This window comes from Saprospiraceae bacterium (assembly GCA_016713025.1).
Lineage (GTDB): Bacteria > Bacteroidota > Bacteroidia > Chitinophagales > Saprospiraceae > OLB9.
In genome coordinates, this window is the sequence record JADJPZ010000004.1 from 1179844 (window position 1) to 1198382 (window position 18539).

The 18539-nt window shown below is 37.7% G+C and carries 15 protein-coding genes and 1 pseudogene; 10 read left to right on the top strand and 6 right to left on the bottom strand.

Going from position 1 to position 18539, the window contains the following annotated elements:
* Positions 1-39 precede the first annotated feature (39 nt).
* The 3 genes from IPK35_11435 to IPK35_11445 are packed head-to-tail and all read left to right on the top strand — an operon-like array spanning position 40 to position 1962.
* Positions 40-627, top strand: coding sequence for a hypothetical protein (locus IPK35_11435; protein MBK8053852.1), 588 nt, complete (start codon positions 40-42; stop codon positions 625-627).
* Complete coding sequence (locus tag IPK35_11440; protein ID MBK8053853.1) at positions 614-1429, top strand: DUF3822 family protein; 816 nt, start codon at positions 614-616, stop codon at positions 1427-1429. The genes IPK35_11435 and IPK35_11440 overlap by 14 nt, the downstream gene beginning before the upstream one ends.
* Complete coding sequence (locus IPK35_11445; GenBank protein MBK8053854.1) at positions 1426-1962, top strand: RsmD family RNA methyltransferase; 537 nt, start codon at positions 1426-1428, stop codon at positions 1960-1962. The genes IPK35_11440 and IPK35_11445 overlap by 4 nt, the downstream gene beginning before the upstream one ends.
* An 8-nt stretch (positions 1963-1970) precedes the next feature.
* Here IPK35_11445 and IPK35_11450 read toward each other — a convergent pair whose 3' ends face one another.
* The gene (locus tag IPK35_11450) at positions 1971-3248 is read right to left on the bottom strand and encodes a replication-associated recombination protein A (protein ID MBK8053855.1); all 1278 of its coding nucleotides are present in this window, start codon (positions 3246-3248) and stop codon (positions 1971-1973) included.
* Positions 3249-3467: 219 nt separating this feature from the next.
* On the opposite strand from IPK35_11450, the gene IPK35_11455 reads away from it, so the two are divergent.
* The 7 genes and pseudogenes from IPK35_11455 to IPK35_11485 all read left to right on the top strand — a co-directional run bounded on the left by IPK35_11455 (position 3468) and on the right by IPK35_11485 (position 11239).
* Entirely contained in the window at positions 3468-4118 is a 651-nt protein-coding gene (locus IPK35_11455) for a DUF4159 domain-containing protein (GenBank protein MBK8053856.1), read from the top strand.
* Between the two features lie 39 nt (positions 4119-4157).
* Positions 4158-4935 (top strand): annotated as a pseudogene (gene kdsA / locus IPK35_11460) (3-deoxy-8-phosphooctulonate synthase).
* Positions 4936-5039: 104 nt separating this feature from the next.
* Complete coding sequence (locus tag IPK35_11465; protein MBK8053857.1) at positions 5040-5633, top strand: hypothetical protein; 594 nt, start codon at positions 5040-5042, stop codon at positions 5631-5633.
* A gap of 471 nt (positions 5634-6104) precedes the next feature.
* Entirely contained in the window at positions 6105-7337 is a 1233-nt protein-coding gene (pepT, locus tag IPK35_11470) for a peptidase T (protein MBK8053858.1), read from the top strand.
* Between the two features lie 13 nt (positions 7338-7350).
* Complete coding sequence (locus IPK35_11475; GenBank protein ID MBK8053859.1) at positions 7351-7989, top strand: peptidase; 639 nt, start codon at positions 7351-7353, stop codon at positions 7987-7989.
* Between the two features lie 528 nt (positions 7990-8517).
* Positions 8518-10293: a signal peptide peptidase SppA gene (gene sppA / locus IPK35_11480; GenBank protein MBK8053860.1), complete on the top strand. Its 1776-nt coding sequence runs from the start codon at positions 8518-8520 to the stop codon at positions 10291-10293.
* A gap of 145 nt (positions 10294-10438) precedes the next feature.
* The gene (locus IPK35_11485) at positions 10439-11239 is read left to right on the top strand and encodes a pyrroline-5-carboxylate reductase (protein ID MBK8053861.1); all 801 of its coding nucleotides are present in this window, start codon (positions 10439-10441) and stop codon (positions 11237-11239) included.
* Positions 11240-11285: 46 nt separating this feature from the next.
* On the opposite strand, the gene IPK35_11490 is transcribed toward IPK35_11485, so the two are convergent.
* From IPK35_11490 to IPK35_11510, 5 genes are all read right to left on the bottom strand, one after another.
* The gene (locus IPK35_11490; protein ID MBK8053862.1) at positions 11286-12167 is read right to left on the bottom strand and encodes a metallophosphoesterase; all 882 of its coding nucleotides are present in this window, start codon (positions 12165-12167) and stop codon (positions 11286-11288) included.
* Between the two features lie 12 nt (positions 12168-12179).
* Positions 12180-13610: an alpha-L-fucosidase gene (locus IPK35_11495; GenBank protein MBK8053863.1), complete on the bottom strand. Its 1431-nt coding sequence runs from the start codon at positions 13608-13610 to the stop codon at positions 12180-12182.
* 195 nt (positions 13611-13805) lie between these two features.
* The gene (locus IPK35_11500) at positions 13806-15935 is read right to left on the bottom strand and encodes an RNA-binding transcriptional accessory protein (protein MBK8053864.1); all 2130 of its coding nucleotides are present in this window, start codon (positions 15933-15935) and stop codon (positions 13806-13808) included.
* 167 nt (positions 15936-16102) lie between these two features.
* Positions 16103-17092 (bottom strand): DUF368 domain-containing protein, encoded by a 990-nt coding sequence (locus tag IPK35_11505; protein MBK8053865.1) that lies wholly within the window; start codon positions 17090-17092, stop codon positions 16103-16105.
* Between the two features lie 27 nt (positions 17093-17119).
* The gene (locus IPK35_11510; GenBank protein MBK8053866.1) at positions 17120-18340 is read right to left on the bottom strand and encodes a hypothetical protein; all 1221 of its coding nucleotides are present in this window, start codon (positions 18338-18340) and stop codon (positions 17120-17122) included.
* Positions 18341-18539: the final 199 nt, after the last annotated feature.

An 18539-nucleotide genomic window follows, 5' to 3' on the forward strand; every position in this document is an offset into this window, starting at 1 on the left:
TGACAAAATCAATTTAATCACCTAAATTTTAACCAACGTATGAGCAAAATAATTAATATAGTACTCGTCCTGATTACACTTGTTTTGGGATATTGGCTGTATTCTTCCATCAAAGATCCTATTGAGTTCAATCAGGAACTTGAAAAGAGAAAATTTGAAGTAATCGCAAAACTGAAAAAAATTCAAACTGCCCAGGATATCTATCGTGCTGTTACCGGTAAGTATGCCAAGTCTTTTGATGATTTGACATCACAGATTCAAAACGGAAAAATTGAAGTTGTAAAATTGGAAAATGATCCGAGTGACCCTACGAATCAGGATAAGTTTGTGAAAACCTTTACTTATGTTGCCGCTAAAGATAGTATAAGATCTTTGCTGGGCGATATGGATTTAAATGAGCTCAGATATGTACCATACACAGATGGAAAAATTCAGTTTAGTATCAATGCTGACACACTTACGCACCAAAATAACCTAGTTAATGTGGTAGAAGTAGGAACCAAGTACAAGGATTTTATGGGCGAATTCGGAGATCCGAAGTATAAAAAATATGATAAGTTTTACGACCCTGAAAAGATGCTTAAATTTGGAGATATGACTTCTCCAAACACCAATGGTAACTGGTAATGATGGTATGACACTAAAGGACTTTAGTTACACAATTCCATCCATATCTTATAATAAACTGTCTGTCATTATTATGGCGGACAGTTTTTTTTATGGTATCTTTAACAATGAAAATAAACTTGTTGCACATCAGTCTTATGAGGGTATCAGGTATAGTAACAAGACTTCTTTCGAGCAAATTTTAAATGATGAAAGGCTTACAAAACATCATTATGATGACATTTCTGTCTTAGTATTGCAAGAAAATGGATATCTGACATCAACATTGGAAGAGAGCATCACTTCATTATTTCCTGGTTTGGATCATAAGATTGTGTATACTGAAAAGCTATCTGAAAGCGGACTTTTTTATTTTTTTGGTATTACATCATATCAAAAAGAACTACTTGATCTGCTTTTTGTAAATAAGAATTACGAGATGCGTTCATTGCCTGCTAATTTTTCCAGATGGTATCGTTTTAGTAGCAAAAATATAGTACACCTGCATATAGAAAATGCTTTCATTCTCATTTTCATCCAAAAAGAAAATAAAGTTGTACTTTCCAATTTCTTTAAGGTCAATGAAATTAATGACATACTTTTTTTTGTACTTGCGACCTGTAAGGCCACTGATATAGGGCTGGCAACAGAAACTATCTTTGTAAGTGGTGGTGTTGAAGTGGATTCCCCGCTATTTACAACTCTAAACGCCTATGTTGCAGATTTACAGATAGTGCAATCAAGTAATTTATTTGAAGATGATCAAATAGCACAGGCTTCACACCCTCATCATTACTTCCTGCATCTTTCAAATGTACTATGAGGATTATTGGAGGAATTTTTAAAGGCAGGAGATTTATTCCACCTGCAAAAAACTGGCCTACACGACCTACTACCGATTTTGCAAAAGAAGGTTTGTTCAACATCCTGAATAATAAAATAGATTTTGAAGAAGTAATCATGCTGGATCTTTTTGGCGGAACAGGTAACCATAGTTATGAGTTTATTTCACGAGGTTGTACAAATGTGACTTATGTGGACAAATTCCAGGGTTGTATAGAGTTTGTCCAAAAAACTGCACGGGAACTAAAAATTGAAGACAAAATAAAAATTATCAGATCAGATGTTTTCAGGTTTTTGCAGACCAATGACAGGCAATTTGATTATATATTTGCCGGACCTCCATATCCTCTACCCAATCTCAATACAATTCCGGATGTGATTTTTCAGACGGAAACGCTCGCCATAGAAGGGTTGTTTGTACTGGAGCACAATCCAAACCATGACTTTAAGAGTCACGACAGATTTGTAGAAGTCAGAAATTATGGTACTACTATTTTTAGTTTTTTTAAGTAGGGCATCTCTCAATATCCATATTTTTCTTTCCAAATTAACCTTAAGTTTTCGCGTATTTTAGTTTCTGAAGCATTATTGGATGGCTGGTATAGTGTCGTACCTGTGATTTCAGCCGGAAGACACTCCATATTGGACTCTCCCGGTACAAAATCATGTGCATATTGATATCCCTTTCCATAACCTATATCTTTCATCAGAGAAGTTGGGGCATTTCTCAGATGTAACGGGACAGGAAGATCTCCTGTTTTTTGCACAAGGGAAGCAGCTTTTTCAATAGCCAGATAAGAAGCATTACTCTTCGGCGAGCCAGCAAGATAAATAGCTGTTTGGGACATAATGATACGTCCTTCCGGCATCCCTATCTGATGTACGGCCTGAAAACAATTATTAGCCAGAAGCAATGCATTGGGATTTGCAAGTCCAATGTCTTCCGATGCTAGAATGACCATCCTTCTGCATATAAAAATCGGGTCTTCTCCGGCAGCCAGCATTCTTGCCAGATAATAAACGGTTGCATTAGGATCAGAAGCCCGTACTGATTTAATAAATGCAGAGATGATATCATAATGTTGTTCTCCGGACTTATCATATCTTGCGAGATTTTCCTGTATTACCTTATATACGAGTTCGTCTGCTATTATGATATCTTTTCCTGAGGCAAATTGATTGATGACCAGTTCTAAACAGTTATATAGTTTTCTCCCGTCACCTCCCGATAAATGTAGTAATGCATCATACGACTCAATTTTTATATTTCTAGTTTTCAGGTACTCATCTTTCGAAATTGCGTTATCAACCATTTTGATGAGGTCATCTTTTCCGAGGGATTTCAAGATATATACCTGGCACCTTGACAGCAATGCTGAGATCACTTCAAATGATGGGTTCTCCGTTGTAGCCCCGATGAGTGTTACGATGCCTTTTTCCACTGCACCCAACAGAGAATCCTGCTGAGACTTACTGAACCTGTGAATCTCATCTATGAAGAGTACAGGATTGGGTCTGGTGAAAAACTTCTGGGACTTTGCCATGTCAATAGCATCCCGGATATCCTTGACACCGCTGTTGATGGCCGATAAGCTGTGGAAAGGTCTTGATTGAGTGTGTGAAATGACTGAAGCCAAGGTGGTTTTGCCTACTCCTGGCGGTCCCCAGAGTATAAATGACGGCAAGTTGCCGGATTCAATCACTCTACGGAGTATGGCATCTTTGCCCACCAAGTGTTCCTGACCTACATAGTCGTCCAAGGAGAGTGGTCGCATTCTTTCGGCAAGAGGTTGGTTCATTTCTTTGTTTTAAAAGATAACAATCTTAAGTACCTATCTGTTCGTTAAGATGGCATATCGGAAGCTTAAAAAATTGATAAATTATTAGTTCAACTTCAGCTAACTTTACATTTTGGTACAATATTGCACCAGCAAAATTTTTGTGATTTTGTTAATATTTTGGATTCCTTTAAACGAAAAACCTATTTCAGACGTTCATTAATGGAATTAAATTTTGATATGAAGTATTTGATGACATTATTATCGACCATTGTATTAATGAGTGCTGTTGAAGGACCTACCATAAAAATCGGGCTTTTAAAATACAGTGGTGGAGGAGACTGGTATTCCAATCCTACATCTTTGGTCAACCTTGCTGCTTTTTGCAATAAGTATCTGGGTACTAATATTGACCCTGAATATGCAGTGGTAGACGCTGGAAGTGTGGAACTTTTCAATTATCCGCTGGTACATATGACAGGTCATGGCAATGTTGTTTTTTCAGATGCGGATGCTGAAAATTTAAGAACATATCTCATCGCCGGAGGATTTCTCCATATAGATGACAACTATGGCATGGATCCATTTGTTCGTGTAGCTATGAAAAAAGTATTTCCAGAGTTATCATTTACGGAGCTGCCTTTCAACCATGCAATCTATCAGCAAAAATATAAATTTGAGAGTGGAGTACCCAAAATTCATAAGCATGACGAAAAACCTGCTCAGGGCTTTGGACTGATTTATGAAGGTAGGCTGGTGTGTTTCTACAGTTACGAAAGTGATCTTGGAGATGGTTGGGAAGACCAGGAAGTACACAAAGATCCCGAAGAAATCCGGGCCAAAGCCTTAAAAATGGGAGCAAACATTGTACAATTTGTCTTTGGCAACTAAGATTTTTATTTTTAATTCTCCTACAAATCTCAATTAATTATGGATTCATTTTCATTAGTCCCGTCCATTAAAAACATAAGCCATCATACATCAAAAAATTTCTTTCTTATCAGTGGTCCATGTGCCATTGAGTCAGAAGAAATGGCAATGCAAATAGCAGAAAAACTAAAAAATATCACTTACAAACTTCAGATACCTTTTGTATTTAAGGGTTCATATCGAAAGGCCAACAGATCATCTATTCATTCTTTTACAGGTATTGGAGACGAAAAAGCACTCAAAATCCTCAGAAAAGTAGCGGTTACCTTTGATTTGCCTGTAACAACCGATATACACACTGATGAAGAAGCAGCAATGGCAGCTGAGTATGTAGATATCCTTCAGATTCCGGCATTTCTTTGTCGCCAGACTTCGCTTATAAAGGCTGCAGCTGAAACAGGAAAAGACAGTCCAGAAAGTTCGGGAGTGCCAAAATCATAAGGTCATGCTTACTGAGCGAGGAACCACTTTCGGATACCAGGATCTGATAGTTGATTATCGTGGTATTCCCGCGATGCAAGCCTTTGGTGTACCGGTGGTGATGGACTGTACACATTCACTGCAACAACCCAATCAACCATCGGGAATCACAGGCGGAAAACCTGGCCTTATAGCTACAATTGCAAAAGCAGCCATAGCAGTAGGAGCAGATGGACTGTTTGTTGAGACACATCCTGATCCATCAATGGCTAAGTCAGATGGAGCCAATATGTTACCTTTAGATCAGTTGGACGGACTACTCACCAAATTAGTTAGGATCAGAGCATCACTTCAGTAGGCTTTTGGACATATTTTAATTTTGTATATATAAATTACCCTCGATTCTGTTCTAAGTATTACCTTTGCATCAATTTTTACTAAATCTTTTAAATTGTAATTCAAATGAGAAATTTATTTTGGTTATTTATAATACTTCTTGTAATCGGCTGTAAAGATTCAGATGTTCAAAAAGAACTGGCTGAAATGAAGACCGAAAAACCGGTTGACCCAAAAAAATTAAAACTACCTTCTTCATGTGAGATGATCTCCCAGGAGAGAATAAAAGAGATTTTTAAGATCAAAGCTCCAAGTGTAAATCTAAAAGATGCGTCAGATCCGGCTGATCCTAGATCAAAGTCTTGTTTTTTTCAATGGGATGATGAAGATACCCCTAATGCAGGTATCATGATCCAATTGCAGACCAATCCGGTATTTGATGATTATAATGAGTACATCTCAAAATTTGTTACTTCAAAGCTGACAGAGGGCGAAACGATGCTAGGTGATGACAAACCCACTATTTACAAACAATTTGACGCGGGTGGGGCGGATGGTGCATATTCTTTTCAGCAAGGAAGATTTTACTGGAACTATGGTAACAATTATTTAGTGATGCTAGCCTTTAATGTTTCTACCCTAAGCGAAAGCCAGATGGTAAACGCTGCGGAAAATATTGCTGAAGAAGTTAATAAGAATTTTATAAAAGCTGTAAGATAGTACATTATAAGTGTGTAAAACAAAATAGAAGTTATTTTCTCTAATAAAGAAATTTGTTGCTAACTTGTCCTTGGTAAGAAAGAAGCCTTTATGAAAAAAGTATATATATTACAAAAGAAGGGGTTTCATAATTGATAATCAAGGTGTTATGGTGAGTTAGATGGAATTGCACTTTTGTAAAAAAAAATTAACTATTGGCATTTGCCGCTTCTTACCCCCAACCCCTTAAAGCCCCTTAAAGGGGGCCAGCCCAAATATTGAAAGAATTTGGCGGGGGTCGTCCCTTCAGGGATTGAGGGTAAAGAGGGAATTTAGGTATTTGTGCAATTTGTTATACACACTACATCAAAGGTGACGCGGGTCGTACTTGTAGGAATGAACTGAATTTGGAAATCTTTCAATTTAAAAATTATCAATTCAATATTACTCAAAATTGTCTGATTCTTGCTAACTTTAGCACAAAAATACATCATGCAATACACAGTAAAAGAAAGATTCCTTTCGTATGTCAAAATAGATACACAGGCTGACCCGCTGAGCAATACTTTTCCTTCATCATCCAAACAGAAAAACCTTACAGCCTTATTGTGTAAGGAACTGGATCAAATGGGTGTGAGCTATACTACAAATGATGCCGGCTATATCTATGCTACTTTGCCATCCAACAGTGATAAAAATGTCCCCAGAATATTTTTTTGTGCTCATCAGGATACAGCTCCGGATTGCAGCGGTACAGATGTCAAACCGATAGTACACTATGATTACGATGGAAATAGTAGTATCATATTACCTGATGATACATCTGTTGTTGTTTCGCCAGACCAGTTTCCCAACCTTAGGAAGAAAAAGGGGCACGATATCATCACAGCCAGTGGCAAAACGCTCTTGGGAAGTGATGATAAATCCGGAGTAGCTATAATCATGGATGCATTTTACCAGTTTACCAAAAATCCTTCACTCAAGCATGGAGTTGTAAAGGCTTTGCTTACAACGGATGAAGAGATCGGTAAAGGGGTTGCCAATGTAGATCTGGACTTGCTTGATTGTGATTTCGGTTACACATTGGATTCAGGAGATCTAGGTTGTTTTGAAGATGAAAACTTTTCAGCCAACTCCTTAAAAGTGCATATCAAAGGTGTTAGCGCACACCCGGGAATGGCCAAAGGTACCATGGAAAATGCCATTAAGATCGCTTCCGAAATTGTAACCAGACTGCCACGACTGACAATGTCTCCGGAGACATCTGATAAAAAAGATGGGTTTATACACCCAACTAAAATTAGCGGTGGTTTGGAAAATGCCACTATTGAGTTTATACTCCGGGATTTTGAAACCCGTAAACTGGACGAATATGTGGCTTTAGTAGCTCATATCGCTGAAAATGTTTTGAAAGATTATCCACATTCATCCTGCGATATCGAATCCAAAGAGCAATACAGAAATATGAAGGATATACTCGATTTACATCCTCATGTTTCGAAAATAGCTATTCAGGCTATGAATAATCTTGATATCATGCCTCAGATAGGAAGTATAAGAGGTGGAACAGATGGCGCAGTACTGTCGCACAAAGGCGTTCCTTGCCCCAACTTGTTTGCAGGCGAACAAGCGATACATTCTAAATACGAATGGGTCTCTGTACAAGATATGGAGCGTGGTGTAGACACGGTTATTGAGATTTGCAGATTGGTTACCGAGATGTAATGCATATTCATGTATGGAGAGCCAACTTATCCCTCTATTCCCTTTGTCCATAGTTGTCTTCCCCGGAGAAGAACTAAAGCTGCACATTTTTGAGCCACGGTATAAACAACTCATACATGATTGTAAAAAAGATGACCTGAGATTTGGCATTCCACCATATATCGAAGGAAAAAGCCTTCGGATTGGTACTGAATTGCAACTTAAAGAAATCAAAAAAGTATATGAAGATGGCAAAATGGACATCATTGCCATAGGTACCGGATGGTTTGAAATTGTGGAGTTTTACAGAATCCTTCAGGGTAAATTGTACCCCGGTGGCACCATCATCAAAAAGCCGTGGGACAATGAAAGTGATATAGTCTTGAATACGAGATTGGTGGAGCTTATTGAAGAGTTATATACGATTATGAAAATCAATAATGTACCGGTTCCTTCACCATCTTCATTTAAATCCTATATGCTTGGGCATAAATTAGGACTCAATATTGATCAGGAAATGCATCTATTGACTTTGGAGGATGAAGTCAGTAAACAACAATATCTTATAAATCATCTTGAACAACTGATTCCAATGTTGCTTGAAACTGAAAATCTCAGGAAAAAGGCAGAAATGAACGGACATTTTCAGAACATTTTGCCTCCGGGTCTGTAGTAGAGAAGATGTGTTTTATAGATTATTTCTTTGTTATACCGACGAGAATAAATTTTTCAAATAATTCTGTCGCCATTATACTCAAAATGAATAAAATAGTAAATGAAATTTTCACAAACAATTTATTTTGGGTATAAATTACCCGGACTTTATGGTTTAGTGGAAACTGTTGGGTTAACCCAACGGTTGTGACCCAAAGTAACAAATACATTTACCGGGTTTATTACATTTTTATAAAAGTGTAATTGTCTTTGATTTTTGAAGGTGACAAAGCAGAATTATGTTGACCACACCTTGTAGCATAATTTTCCGGTAAGAACAGCCCTGCCGTCACGAAGTCTGGCAATGATAATCATCTATTAAGCTTTCTCCTTTGTATCTTTCAGAGCATTCATGCGGGTTTTATCCATTTTTTTTCTACATTGAAAGGTAGTTTTAAAGTATTCGACGATATATACCAACCTATTGAATTACAAAATGTTACCTTTGCGATATTTTTAGTCAAAAAAGGAAATTAATTTAGATACGATGAAGTCTTTTTTCCCAACATTTATTGCAGCTTTCCTAGGTGTCATTGCCGCTGTAGCTCTAGGCTTTTTTATTTTGATCATGATAGGAATATCTGGCATGAGTCAGAAAGAGACTGTAAGCAAAGGCTCGGTTTTGCGATTGAATCTGGAAGATTTTATTCCGGAAAAAACGGATAACGTTCCGAATGAATCAGGTATTTTTAGTATGCAGACAAAAGCTTTGGGTTTGAACCGCATTCTCGACTTGATAGATATCGCTGCAAAAGATGACAATATCAAAGGTATCCTTTTGGAGAATAATTCTGTCAGCTATGGTCAAGCTACATTATTGAGCCTGATGGAAGGATTGAAAGAATTTAAAAAAAGTAAAAAATTTATATATTCCTATGCACACAGTCATAGCCAGTCTTCATATTTTCTGAGTTCGGTTGCTGATTCCATGTTTCTAAACCCCCAAGGAGGAGTAGATTTGAGAGGATTTGGCGCTACAGTTCCTTTTTTTAAGAACATGTTGGATAAAGTCGGGGTGGAATTTAATATCTTTTATGCAGGTAACTTCAAAAGTGCTACTGAGCCATATCGACTCAATGAAATGAGTGAGTTTAACAAAATTCAGACCCGTGAATTTCTCGCAGATATGAAAAATATCATGGTCGACAACATCAGCAAAAACAGAAAAAAGCTGACACCGGCAAAATTGGATGCTATCATGTCGGCGTATGACGGCCGAACAGCAAAAAAAGCATTGGAAAATGGTCTTGTGGATGCACTTTTTTATGAAGATGAGTTAGATGATTTTCTGGTTAAAAAACTGGCTCTCAAAGAAGGTAAAAAAATAAAATATGTAAAGCTTTCAAAATATAATCGAACCGCTGAAGCAGAAGACAAAGATAGTGATAATAAAATCGCCATTGTTCATGCAGAAGGTGAGATCATTTACGGCACGAATGACCCTGGTGTCATAAGCGAAAAAAAATATGTTGAGATGCTGGCAAAAATCAGAAAGGATAAAAAAATAAAGGCGGTAGTACTTAGAGTTAACTCACCCGGAGGAAATGCATTCAGTAGTGATTTGATCTGGAGAGAGTTGGAGCAAATAAAAAAAGCCGGGAAACCTGTGATAGCATCTTTTGGTGACTATGCAGCTTCAGGTGGATATTACATTGCTTGTGGTGCTGACAAAATTGTATCGCAACCCAACACTCTGACGGGGTCTATTGGTGTATTTATGATGTTCCCAAATGCCACAAAACTCCTGAATGATAAGATAGGCATCAACTTCGACACTATAAAAACGCACGAATTTGCTGCTGGTTTCAGCCCTTTCCATAACCTATCTGAAAAGGAAAAAGCATTATTACAGGAATCTACTCTTGAAATTTATGATCTTTTTATTGACAGAGTGTCTAAAGGCAGAAAACTTTCTGTAGATAGTACAAAATTCATCGCTCAGGGCCGTGTGTGGACAGGCAGAAAAGCTAAAGAAATAGGTTTGGTAGATGAATTGGGTGATCTCGATGATGCGGTGGCTCTTGCTGCAAAACAGGCAAAAATTGATTCCTACAGCACATCAGAGTATCCATATATAAAAGAAGATATCTTTCAGGAAATCATGCAACAGATTATGATGGGAAATCAGGAAGAGGATGCCAGCGCAAAGTTCTCCCTGACAGGTAAAGAGAAAAAATATCTTGAACAATTTAATCAATACAGAAGTATCATCAGATGCAAAGAACCGCAAGCAAGGCTTCCTTATATCTTTGATTTTTTCTGAAAAATTGTGACCAATAACTTTTACCTTTGCGTAAAATGTTATGAATATGAAATGAGCATGAACCAACGATGAGGTACACAAATCCTGATGACTATTTTCATGCGAATTCCATGGGGCAATTAAAAGAAAATTAAAAAATAAACACATGAAATTAGCCATAATTGGATGTGGAAATATGGGAATGGCCTTTGCAAGATCATTTATTCAATACGATCTTGTAAAAAGAGAAAATCTTTTGCTGATTGAAAAAAATGAAGAAAGGTGTCAAATACTTTCTAAAGAAAAAGAAGGAATTGTCATAAATACCATCAATAGTGATATTTCTCAAGCAGATCTTGTCATTCTATCTGTGAAGCCTCAGGATTTTCCTGCACTTGCTGAAGAATTGAAAGGAAACCTAAGTGAAAATCAAGTAGTGCTTTCCATTATGGCTGGTATCAAGATCAGTAAAATTCAACAATTGTTGGACCATAAGTTTATCGTGCGAGCTATGCCTAATACTCCTGCGATGTTAGGTATGGGTATTACCGGTTTTACATCTGCAGAAGGTATCAGCATCGCCAAACTGTTTAAGGTAGAAAACTTGATAAACGCGACAGGAAGGTCTATCTATATAGAAGATGAAGAAATGCTTGATGCCGTTACAGCTTTAAGTGGTAGCGGTCCCGCGTATTTTTATTATTTCGTCAAACACATGGTGGAGGCAGGAATAAAAATGGGATTTGATGAGGGAACTTCCTTACTTTTAGTGAAACAAACCATGCTTGGTGCCTATCACTTGATCAATAACGCTGAAAAAGATCTTGATTCACTGATCCAAGCAGTGGCATCCAAAGGTGGAACTACAGAGGCAGCTTTGAGTGTCTTTAACGGACTTCATCTGGATGAAGCTATAAAAGAAGGTATTTTGGCTGCTGAACGACGAGGTAAGGAATTGAGTCAATAGCCCATGAGTATCTTTGAAAAAACAGAACCATTTTCTCAATTATTTGCTATTTGTCTGAGACCTGCCAGCCATAATCTATGTATTGAAAAGAAAACTGGTTGTTTTGGTCTACAGAAACTAACACAAAACCTTCTTCTGTTCCATAATATTTGCCACCCCACCAACTGCCACTCACTGCACCACCTGTAATAAACCATGTCCCTTTGCTGAAAATCTTTTCGTCCAGATGTTGATGCCCTTGCAAAACCATCTGCAGATTGTAACCTTGAAACATATCCCATATCTCTTTGAAATTGGATATTACGTCAGATGATGAGTATTTGCCATCAACGGCCGGACTATACATGGAAAGCATCGGAACATGAAGGGTTACAACTATCGGTGCGGAAACCTTAAGCTTCTTTATATCTTCTGATAACCATTGCTTTTGCTGTGGACCGACACAGTACCTGCCTAAAGAATCTGTCTCTACAGAATTTAATACAATAAAATGAACCCCTTTATGATCGAAAGAGTAATAAGGGTTGCCAAAATATTTACTGAAGAGGCCGGTGTTATTGTATTTTGCATTCGTAGGATCTGCCCAAAATCTATCGTGGTTACCTATACAAGGATATACAGGAGTATTGCTGCTCTTAATGATGCCATGAAATCGGTTAAATAAACTGTCAGCTGTACTAAAACGACCTTTCAGTCCATCGACATCAGCATTATCTCCTCCCAAAATAAAAAAGTCAACTTTTAGTTCGTTCGCTTTGTTCATAGCCATTTTCAGCCCATTGTCACATTTTGTTACGGGATCATTATTCAGATGGATATCCGTCAGGAAAGCAAAAGAAAACTTTGTTTGTGTCGGGTTGACTGATTGTCCAAATGTGAATTGGAAGATAAAGCATGCCAATATCAGAATCACAAAATATCGAATCATTTTTCGAAAATTTTACTTTATATTAGATAATTTAAAAGCTACACCTTCTTTTAAGGCCAATTCTGATCTGAGTTTCTGATCGAGCTGGATTTTGATTTCATTGTTTTTTTGAACAAATTTTAATTTATTATTCATTCCCAAAATATTGACATTAATCTTACCTGAAAGATTTGTTTTTACATTGATTTCAGCAGGTAATTCGCTTTCCCCTTTTGCGGGTGTGTAAATAGCATAAATGGTATTTTGACCTTTTGCAGTATAGGCTACTTTGCCATCAAGATATGGTTCTACAGGATTGGTTTCAAAGATAGCTTCACCATTTACTTCAAGCCATTTGCCGAACTGTGCCAGATTTTCCTGCAATTTGGGTTCATATTCACCTTTTCCATTCGGACCTATACCCAATAAGAGATTACCGCCTTTAGCGACAATGTTTACCAGGAGGTGCACTAATTCTTTGGACGACTTGTAGTTATCATTTTTTACCCAACCCCATGCACCACCCATGGTAATGCAACTTTCCCAAGGCACTCCCAAAGGTTTATCCGGTGTTTTTTGTTCAGGTGTTAAGTAATCTTCATACTCACTTTGTACCCAACGATCTACCACAAGCATGCCCGGTTGTTTAGCCCTTGCTCGCTCTGCGATGAGCTTCATATTGATGTCCATATCATGCGGATAGGTACAAAACTCGGCAACTTTGGGGGTAATGGATGATTTGGGCATGACCCAGCAGCCGTCCAGCCACAAGATGTCCACTTTCCCATATTCTGTTGTCAACTCATTAAGCTGATTTTGAGTAAATTGAACAAATCGTTTCCAGCGATCGGGATGTTTGGTAATATCATAAGTTGGGTTTCTGTCTTTGGGAGGGTAGTACGGCCAGTAAAAATCATGCGAATTCCAGTCGGGTTTTGAAAAGTAGATACCGGTAGAAAGGCCTACTTTGCGAGTAGCATCAAGTACTTCTTTGAGTACATTTGACTTAGGGTTTGAAGAATATGGTGAACCTTTGTCTGTAATCTTAAAGTCAGTATATTTGGAATCGTAGAGGCAAAATCCATCATGATGCTTGGATGAATATATCATATATTTTGCACCTGATCCTTTGAACATTTTAGCCCATTTTTCCGGATCGAAGTTGACAGGATTGAACTTAGATTTTGTATTTCTGTAATCATTACAAAATTTGTAATAATCATCATAACCGGGACGTGTTATCCAATCTTCGGGACAAAGTGCCCATGACTCCACTATACCAAGTTCTGAATATAATCCCATGTGAATTAACAACCCAAACTTATACCCCTGCCATTTTTTGAGATTTTCCATTACTTTTGGGTCTTTGGGCCAAACGTATCCTTCTGTTTCAGATAAGTGTTGTGTCAAAGCTACAGCAGCAGGGTCGTCTTTATTCGGTTGTGTTTTTTCAACCTGACCCATGGTAACTGACAGCAAAAAAACAGTAAAAGATAGAGTAATTAAAATCCTGGGCAATTTCATGATTGACTGTTTATTAAGAGAATTAATTCGAGCCAAATATAGTATTTTATTTGACGTAATCTTAAAATGCGGTATAAAAATTTTAATACAATTTGGTAATGAGAAATATTCTTGTGTTTACAGAAAGTAATTATTTCAAAGTCGTAATAAAGTAAGATTTATTCTTTTACGAGCAGGATCTACTTCTGTCACGCGAACCATTAATTCCTGACCCAAACTCAATACTTCAGATGGACTTTTTATAAAGGATTTTGATATCTGCGAGATGTGTAAAAGGCCATCCTGTTTTACGCCGATATCTACAAATGCTCCAAAGTTGGTCATATTGGTGACTATTCCGGGCAATGTCATACCTGTGGCAAGGTCTTCTACTTTTTTTACATTTTCATCAAAACTAAAAGCCTTAGCTTCACCTCTTGGATCCAATCCCGGTTTTTCCAATTCCTTTAAGATATCTTGTAGCGTCGGAAGTCCTGCTGTTGCAGTTACGAAGTCGTGTAAATTTATTTTTTTCTTTAACTCAGTTGTTTTTAGAAAACTATTAATGTCTGTGCCGGCAAATCCAGCCATCTTTTCTACAATATGGTATGATTCCGGGTGAACTCCTGTATTGTCTAGTGGATTTTTCCCATTGCTGATTCTTAAAAAGCCTGCAGCCTGTTCAAATGCCTTCTCACCGAGTCTGGGTACCTTCCTGAGGTGTTTAATATCGGTAAAATCACCGTTACTTGTTCTGTAGTTGACAATATTTTGAGCCAATGCCGGTCCAAGTCCCGAAATATATGTCAATAAATGTTTGGAAGCCGTGTTCAGATTAACTCCCACTTTATTTACACAGCTGATGACTGAATTGTCTAGTTCTTCTTTCAGTTTATTCTGATGCACATCATGTTGATACTGGCCAACACCTATAGACTTTGCATCAATTTTGACCAATTCAGCCAATGGGTCCAACAGCCTGCGACCTATGGATATGGCACCTCTGACAGTGACATCTTTATCTGGAAACTCTTCCCGGGCAACATCCGAAGCTGAATATATAGATGCCCCACTTTCATTTACCACATATATTTCTACTTTTGAATCAAAACGTATCCCTTCCACCATACTTTTGGTTTCGCGGGACGCTGTTCCATTACCAATAGCAATTGCTTTGATTTCATGTTTGTACACAAGATTTTTCAAAATAAGGTTTGCTTCACTTACCGCATTTTGCGGAGCATGTGGGAAAATAGTTGTGTATTCCAAAAAACCACCATTGCTGTCCAGACAAACTACTTTACATCCCGTTCTGAAACCAGGATCTATGGCAAGCACTTCTTTTTGACCAAGTGGTGCTGCCATCAATAATTGTGATAGATTCACTCCAAAAACTCTAATAGCTTCATCATCAGCTTTTTCTTTGTATTCGTTAAGTATTTGTGTTTCAATAGATGGGAATATCAGTCTTTTGTAAGAATCTTCTATAGCTTCTGAGATCAATTCCGCTTCTGTACCATGAGATCTGATGAATTTTTTCTCAATCATCTGAAGTGCTCTATCGTCATCAATGCTGATAGACATTCTTAGCAACTCTTCATTTGAACCGCGATTTATAGCTAAAAACCTATGAGATGGACATCTGTTAAGCACTTCCGAAAACTCAAAATAGTCTTTGTATTTTTTAGCTTCATCTTTCTTTTTAGGAACTACCTTTGATACCAGTACTCCGTGTTTCCTTACGGTATTTCGCAGCATTTCTCTGATGGTCTGATCTTCACTCACCCATTCCGCTATGATATCCTTTGCACCACTAACAGCCTCATCTTCGGAGCGTATCTTTTCATTCAAATAACGGGATGCAGCACCAAAAATATCAGTTGCTCTCTGACTCATTATTATTTTAGCAAGTGGTTCAAGGCCATTTTCTCTTGCAATATCGGCTTTAGTCTTTTTTCGTTTTTTATAAGGCAGATATAGGTCTTCTACCTCATTGGGATCCCATGATGCAAGAATCTTTGCCTTTAGTTCAGGAATGAGCTTTCCTTGCTCTTCAATAGATTGCAGGATGGATTCTTTTCTGATTGCCAGGTCATTCAGTTTTTTGTACTGCTTTTGAATGTCAGCAATGTTGACTTCATCCAAACCGCCGGTTGCCTCCTTACGATACCTCGATATAAATGGAATAGTTGATCCCTCATCCAGCAGTTGAATGGTGTTTTTAACCGATGAAGGCGGAAGCCCCAAAGTATTGGCAATCAGACGTATAAATTCTGTTATCTGCATTTTTTTAAGAGGTAGGAATTATGTTTTAAATCAATGTCGTTTAGATAAGGAATTATTTATTTTTTACCCTATCTAAATCTTTCCCTTGCAAGGGAAAGATTTCATAAAGAGGCCTTAACTAAACGACATTGTGTTTTAAATAGTTATCATTGTAGGACAATGGGCCTTTAGCTCATGCTGGCATCTTTGGTTTTATACGCCATATAGAGCACAATAGCAAAACCGATTACCATCGCTGCTAATGTCATTGCCAGTTTTGGTGATGACATCCAGTAATCTGATGGTAGTACATTAGTTTCTTTTAGTATTTTTATTATTTCAGGGTCAAAAGACTGCAATCCGGTCAATGAGTTTACATCTGAAGCCAGACCTGTGTTTTTATCTACCACCACACTGACATTGCGCCAAGGCCATATTTTGTATAATGAGCCAATGAGGAAGCCTGTAAGAAGTACAAAAGTATTTTCACGATAATGAGTAAATAACCACGAAAGAAGCCGCGAAAACCACATAATGCCAATGATACATCCAGTGGCGAAAATGGCAATAATGTACATACTGTGAGTATCAAATTCCGTCATTATTTTTTTAAGGGAAGGAATAATCAGCGTGTACATGCCCATAAGTAAAAGCATAAAACTACCTGAAACACCGGGAAGAATAAATGCCGATATGGCAATCATACCAGCCAGAAAAATGTAGAGAGGATGCGTACTTCCTTCCGCAGGTGTGATGACAGATACAATGATCGCCAGCGCAGCCCCAGATATCAATGCTATGACTTTGAAAACATCCCATTTGCTGGTATGTTTTCCTATGAGAATGGCTGATGCCATCACTAAGCCAAAGAAAAAGCCCCAAAGTGGTTCGGGGTAATGCTCCATCATCCAGGTGATGACGAAAATTCCGAATACGATACCTACAATCATCCCACTGAGCAGACTAAGTAAAAACCATCCATTAATCTTGTCCCAAATATCTTTAAACCGACCCTTCATTAACATTCTAATTAGCTCAATATCAAAAGATTTTATTGAATTGAGCAGGTCTTCATATATACCTGAAATAAAAGCTATGGTGCCACCGGATACACCCGGTATTACTTCAGCTATACCCATGGCGGTTCCTTTGAGTGCCGTAGAAAAATTATAATTCATTGTATTTGATTGATTGTTTTATATTATCTAATTGTCGTGAGGTCGTGCTTTGATTTTATTGTCGGGAACAATTGGTTCTTCTTTAATTTTTACTACTGCATCATCAGAGGCTATGACCGGCTGTCCGGCGTTGACCCAAGCAGTATAAATGAGTGACCCCACCGCGTGGATCGATGATCTCATTTGATCTTCTACCATAGATCCTAAAGCTTTGGTATATGCATCAGTATACTCAGGACATTGAATTCGAAGTGTTACGCCGAGTCGTTCGTCATAACAATACTGCTGATCTGAATCAAAAACTTTGCTCAACCTTTTCTCTACAGCAAGAACACTGTCGAGGTGACCATGTGCTTTTATAATGATGTTCCAGATATATTCTCTGGTATTTTCTATATAATCTGCTTTTCCTACAAAAAAATCATACTCCTTTTCTGCAAAAAGTTCCGGTACTCTGGATTCCCAAAATGCATGAATGCCTACCTGATCTGTAAGTTGACCGTTATAATTGATCGTAGTATGCAAAGGGACATGTGCATCACTGATATAATGTCCAAACTCTGCTGAAATACGAAGTATAGCTGTCTTATCTTTATTTTCAAATGCTTTGGTAAGTTTATACAGTGTAGCTTCAAGATGATAGGGGACTATGCCATGCTCTGAAAAATGGTCTTCAATCAGCACATCCACTTTGTTGGCTCTGAAGTAAGAAGTATTAAACAGTTCATCCAAATCATAACCTGATAGTCTCCATTCGTCTTCATAATACATTGGTTTGACTACCTTTTTCCAGTATTTCACAAAGGTAGGATAATCCATCCCGAGGATCACACCGCCGAAGTAATCTGTAGAAAAAAAGATGCTGTCTTTGGTGATTTTTTTGTCAAAATACACTGAGTCAGAACCGGTGATCAGCATGACTTTACAATGTTTGATGATAGCTTCTTCGAAATCGCGGGGTACATTGGGAAAAGGAATTTTGTCCCACATGTCAATATCGATATAATGCCTGACTCCTTCATGTTTGGTAGCATAGCGACGTTTGTCAGGATCGACAGCATGCTCTGCCATGTAATCAATATTTTTTTTGAAAAAGCCAATAAGTTCGGGAGGCATTGTAAATACGGCCATTCTATTAATAAGCCGATGGCCGTAAAATCCCCATACATCATCACATACCGGCTTTGAAAAAGCAAATAAGATGATTGTCAGCGAAAAGAGTGAAAGTAATTTAAAATTTATCTTCATCCTCAAAAATTCGGGCACAAGATATTGAGAATTCTTCAATTTGTTAGTAAGTATGTAGCATATTCGGTTTACGATCGAATCAAAGTTTCTACATCGACAGTACAAACGTTTAAGTCACAAAAAAGAACTCCTGAAATACTAACCAAAGTTATTCTACTTTGTCAAATTATACGGACTTTCCGATTGATTGGAAAACTGT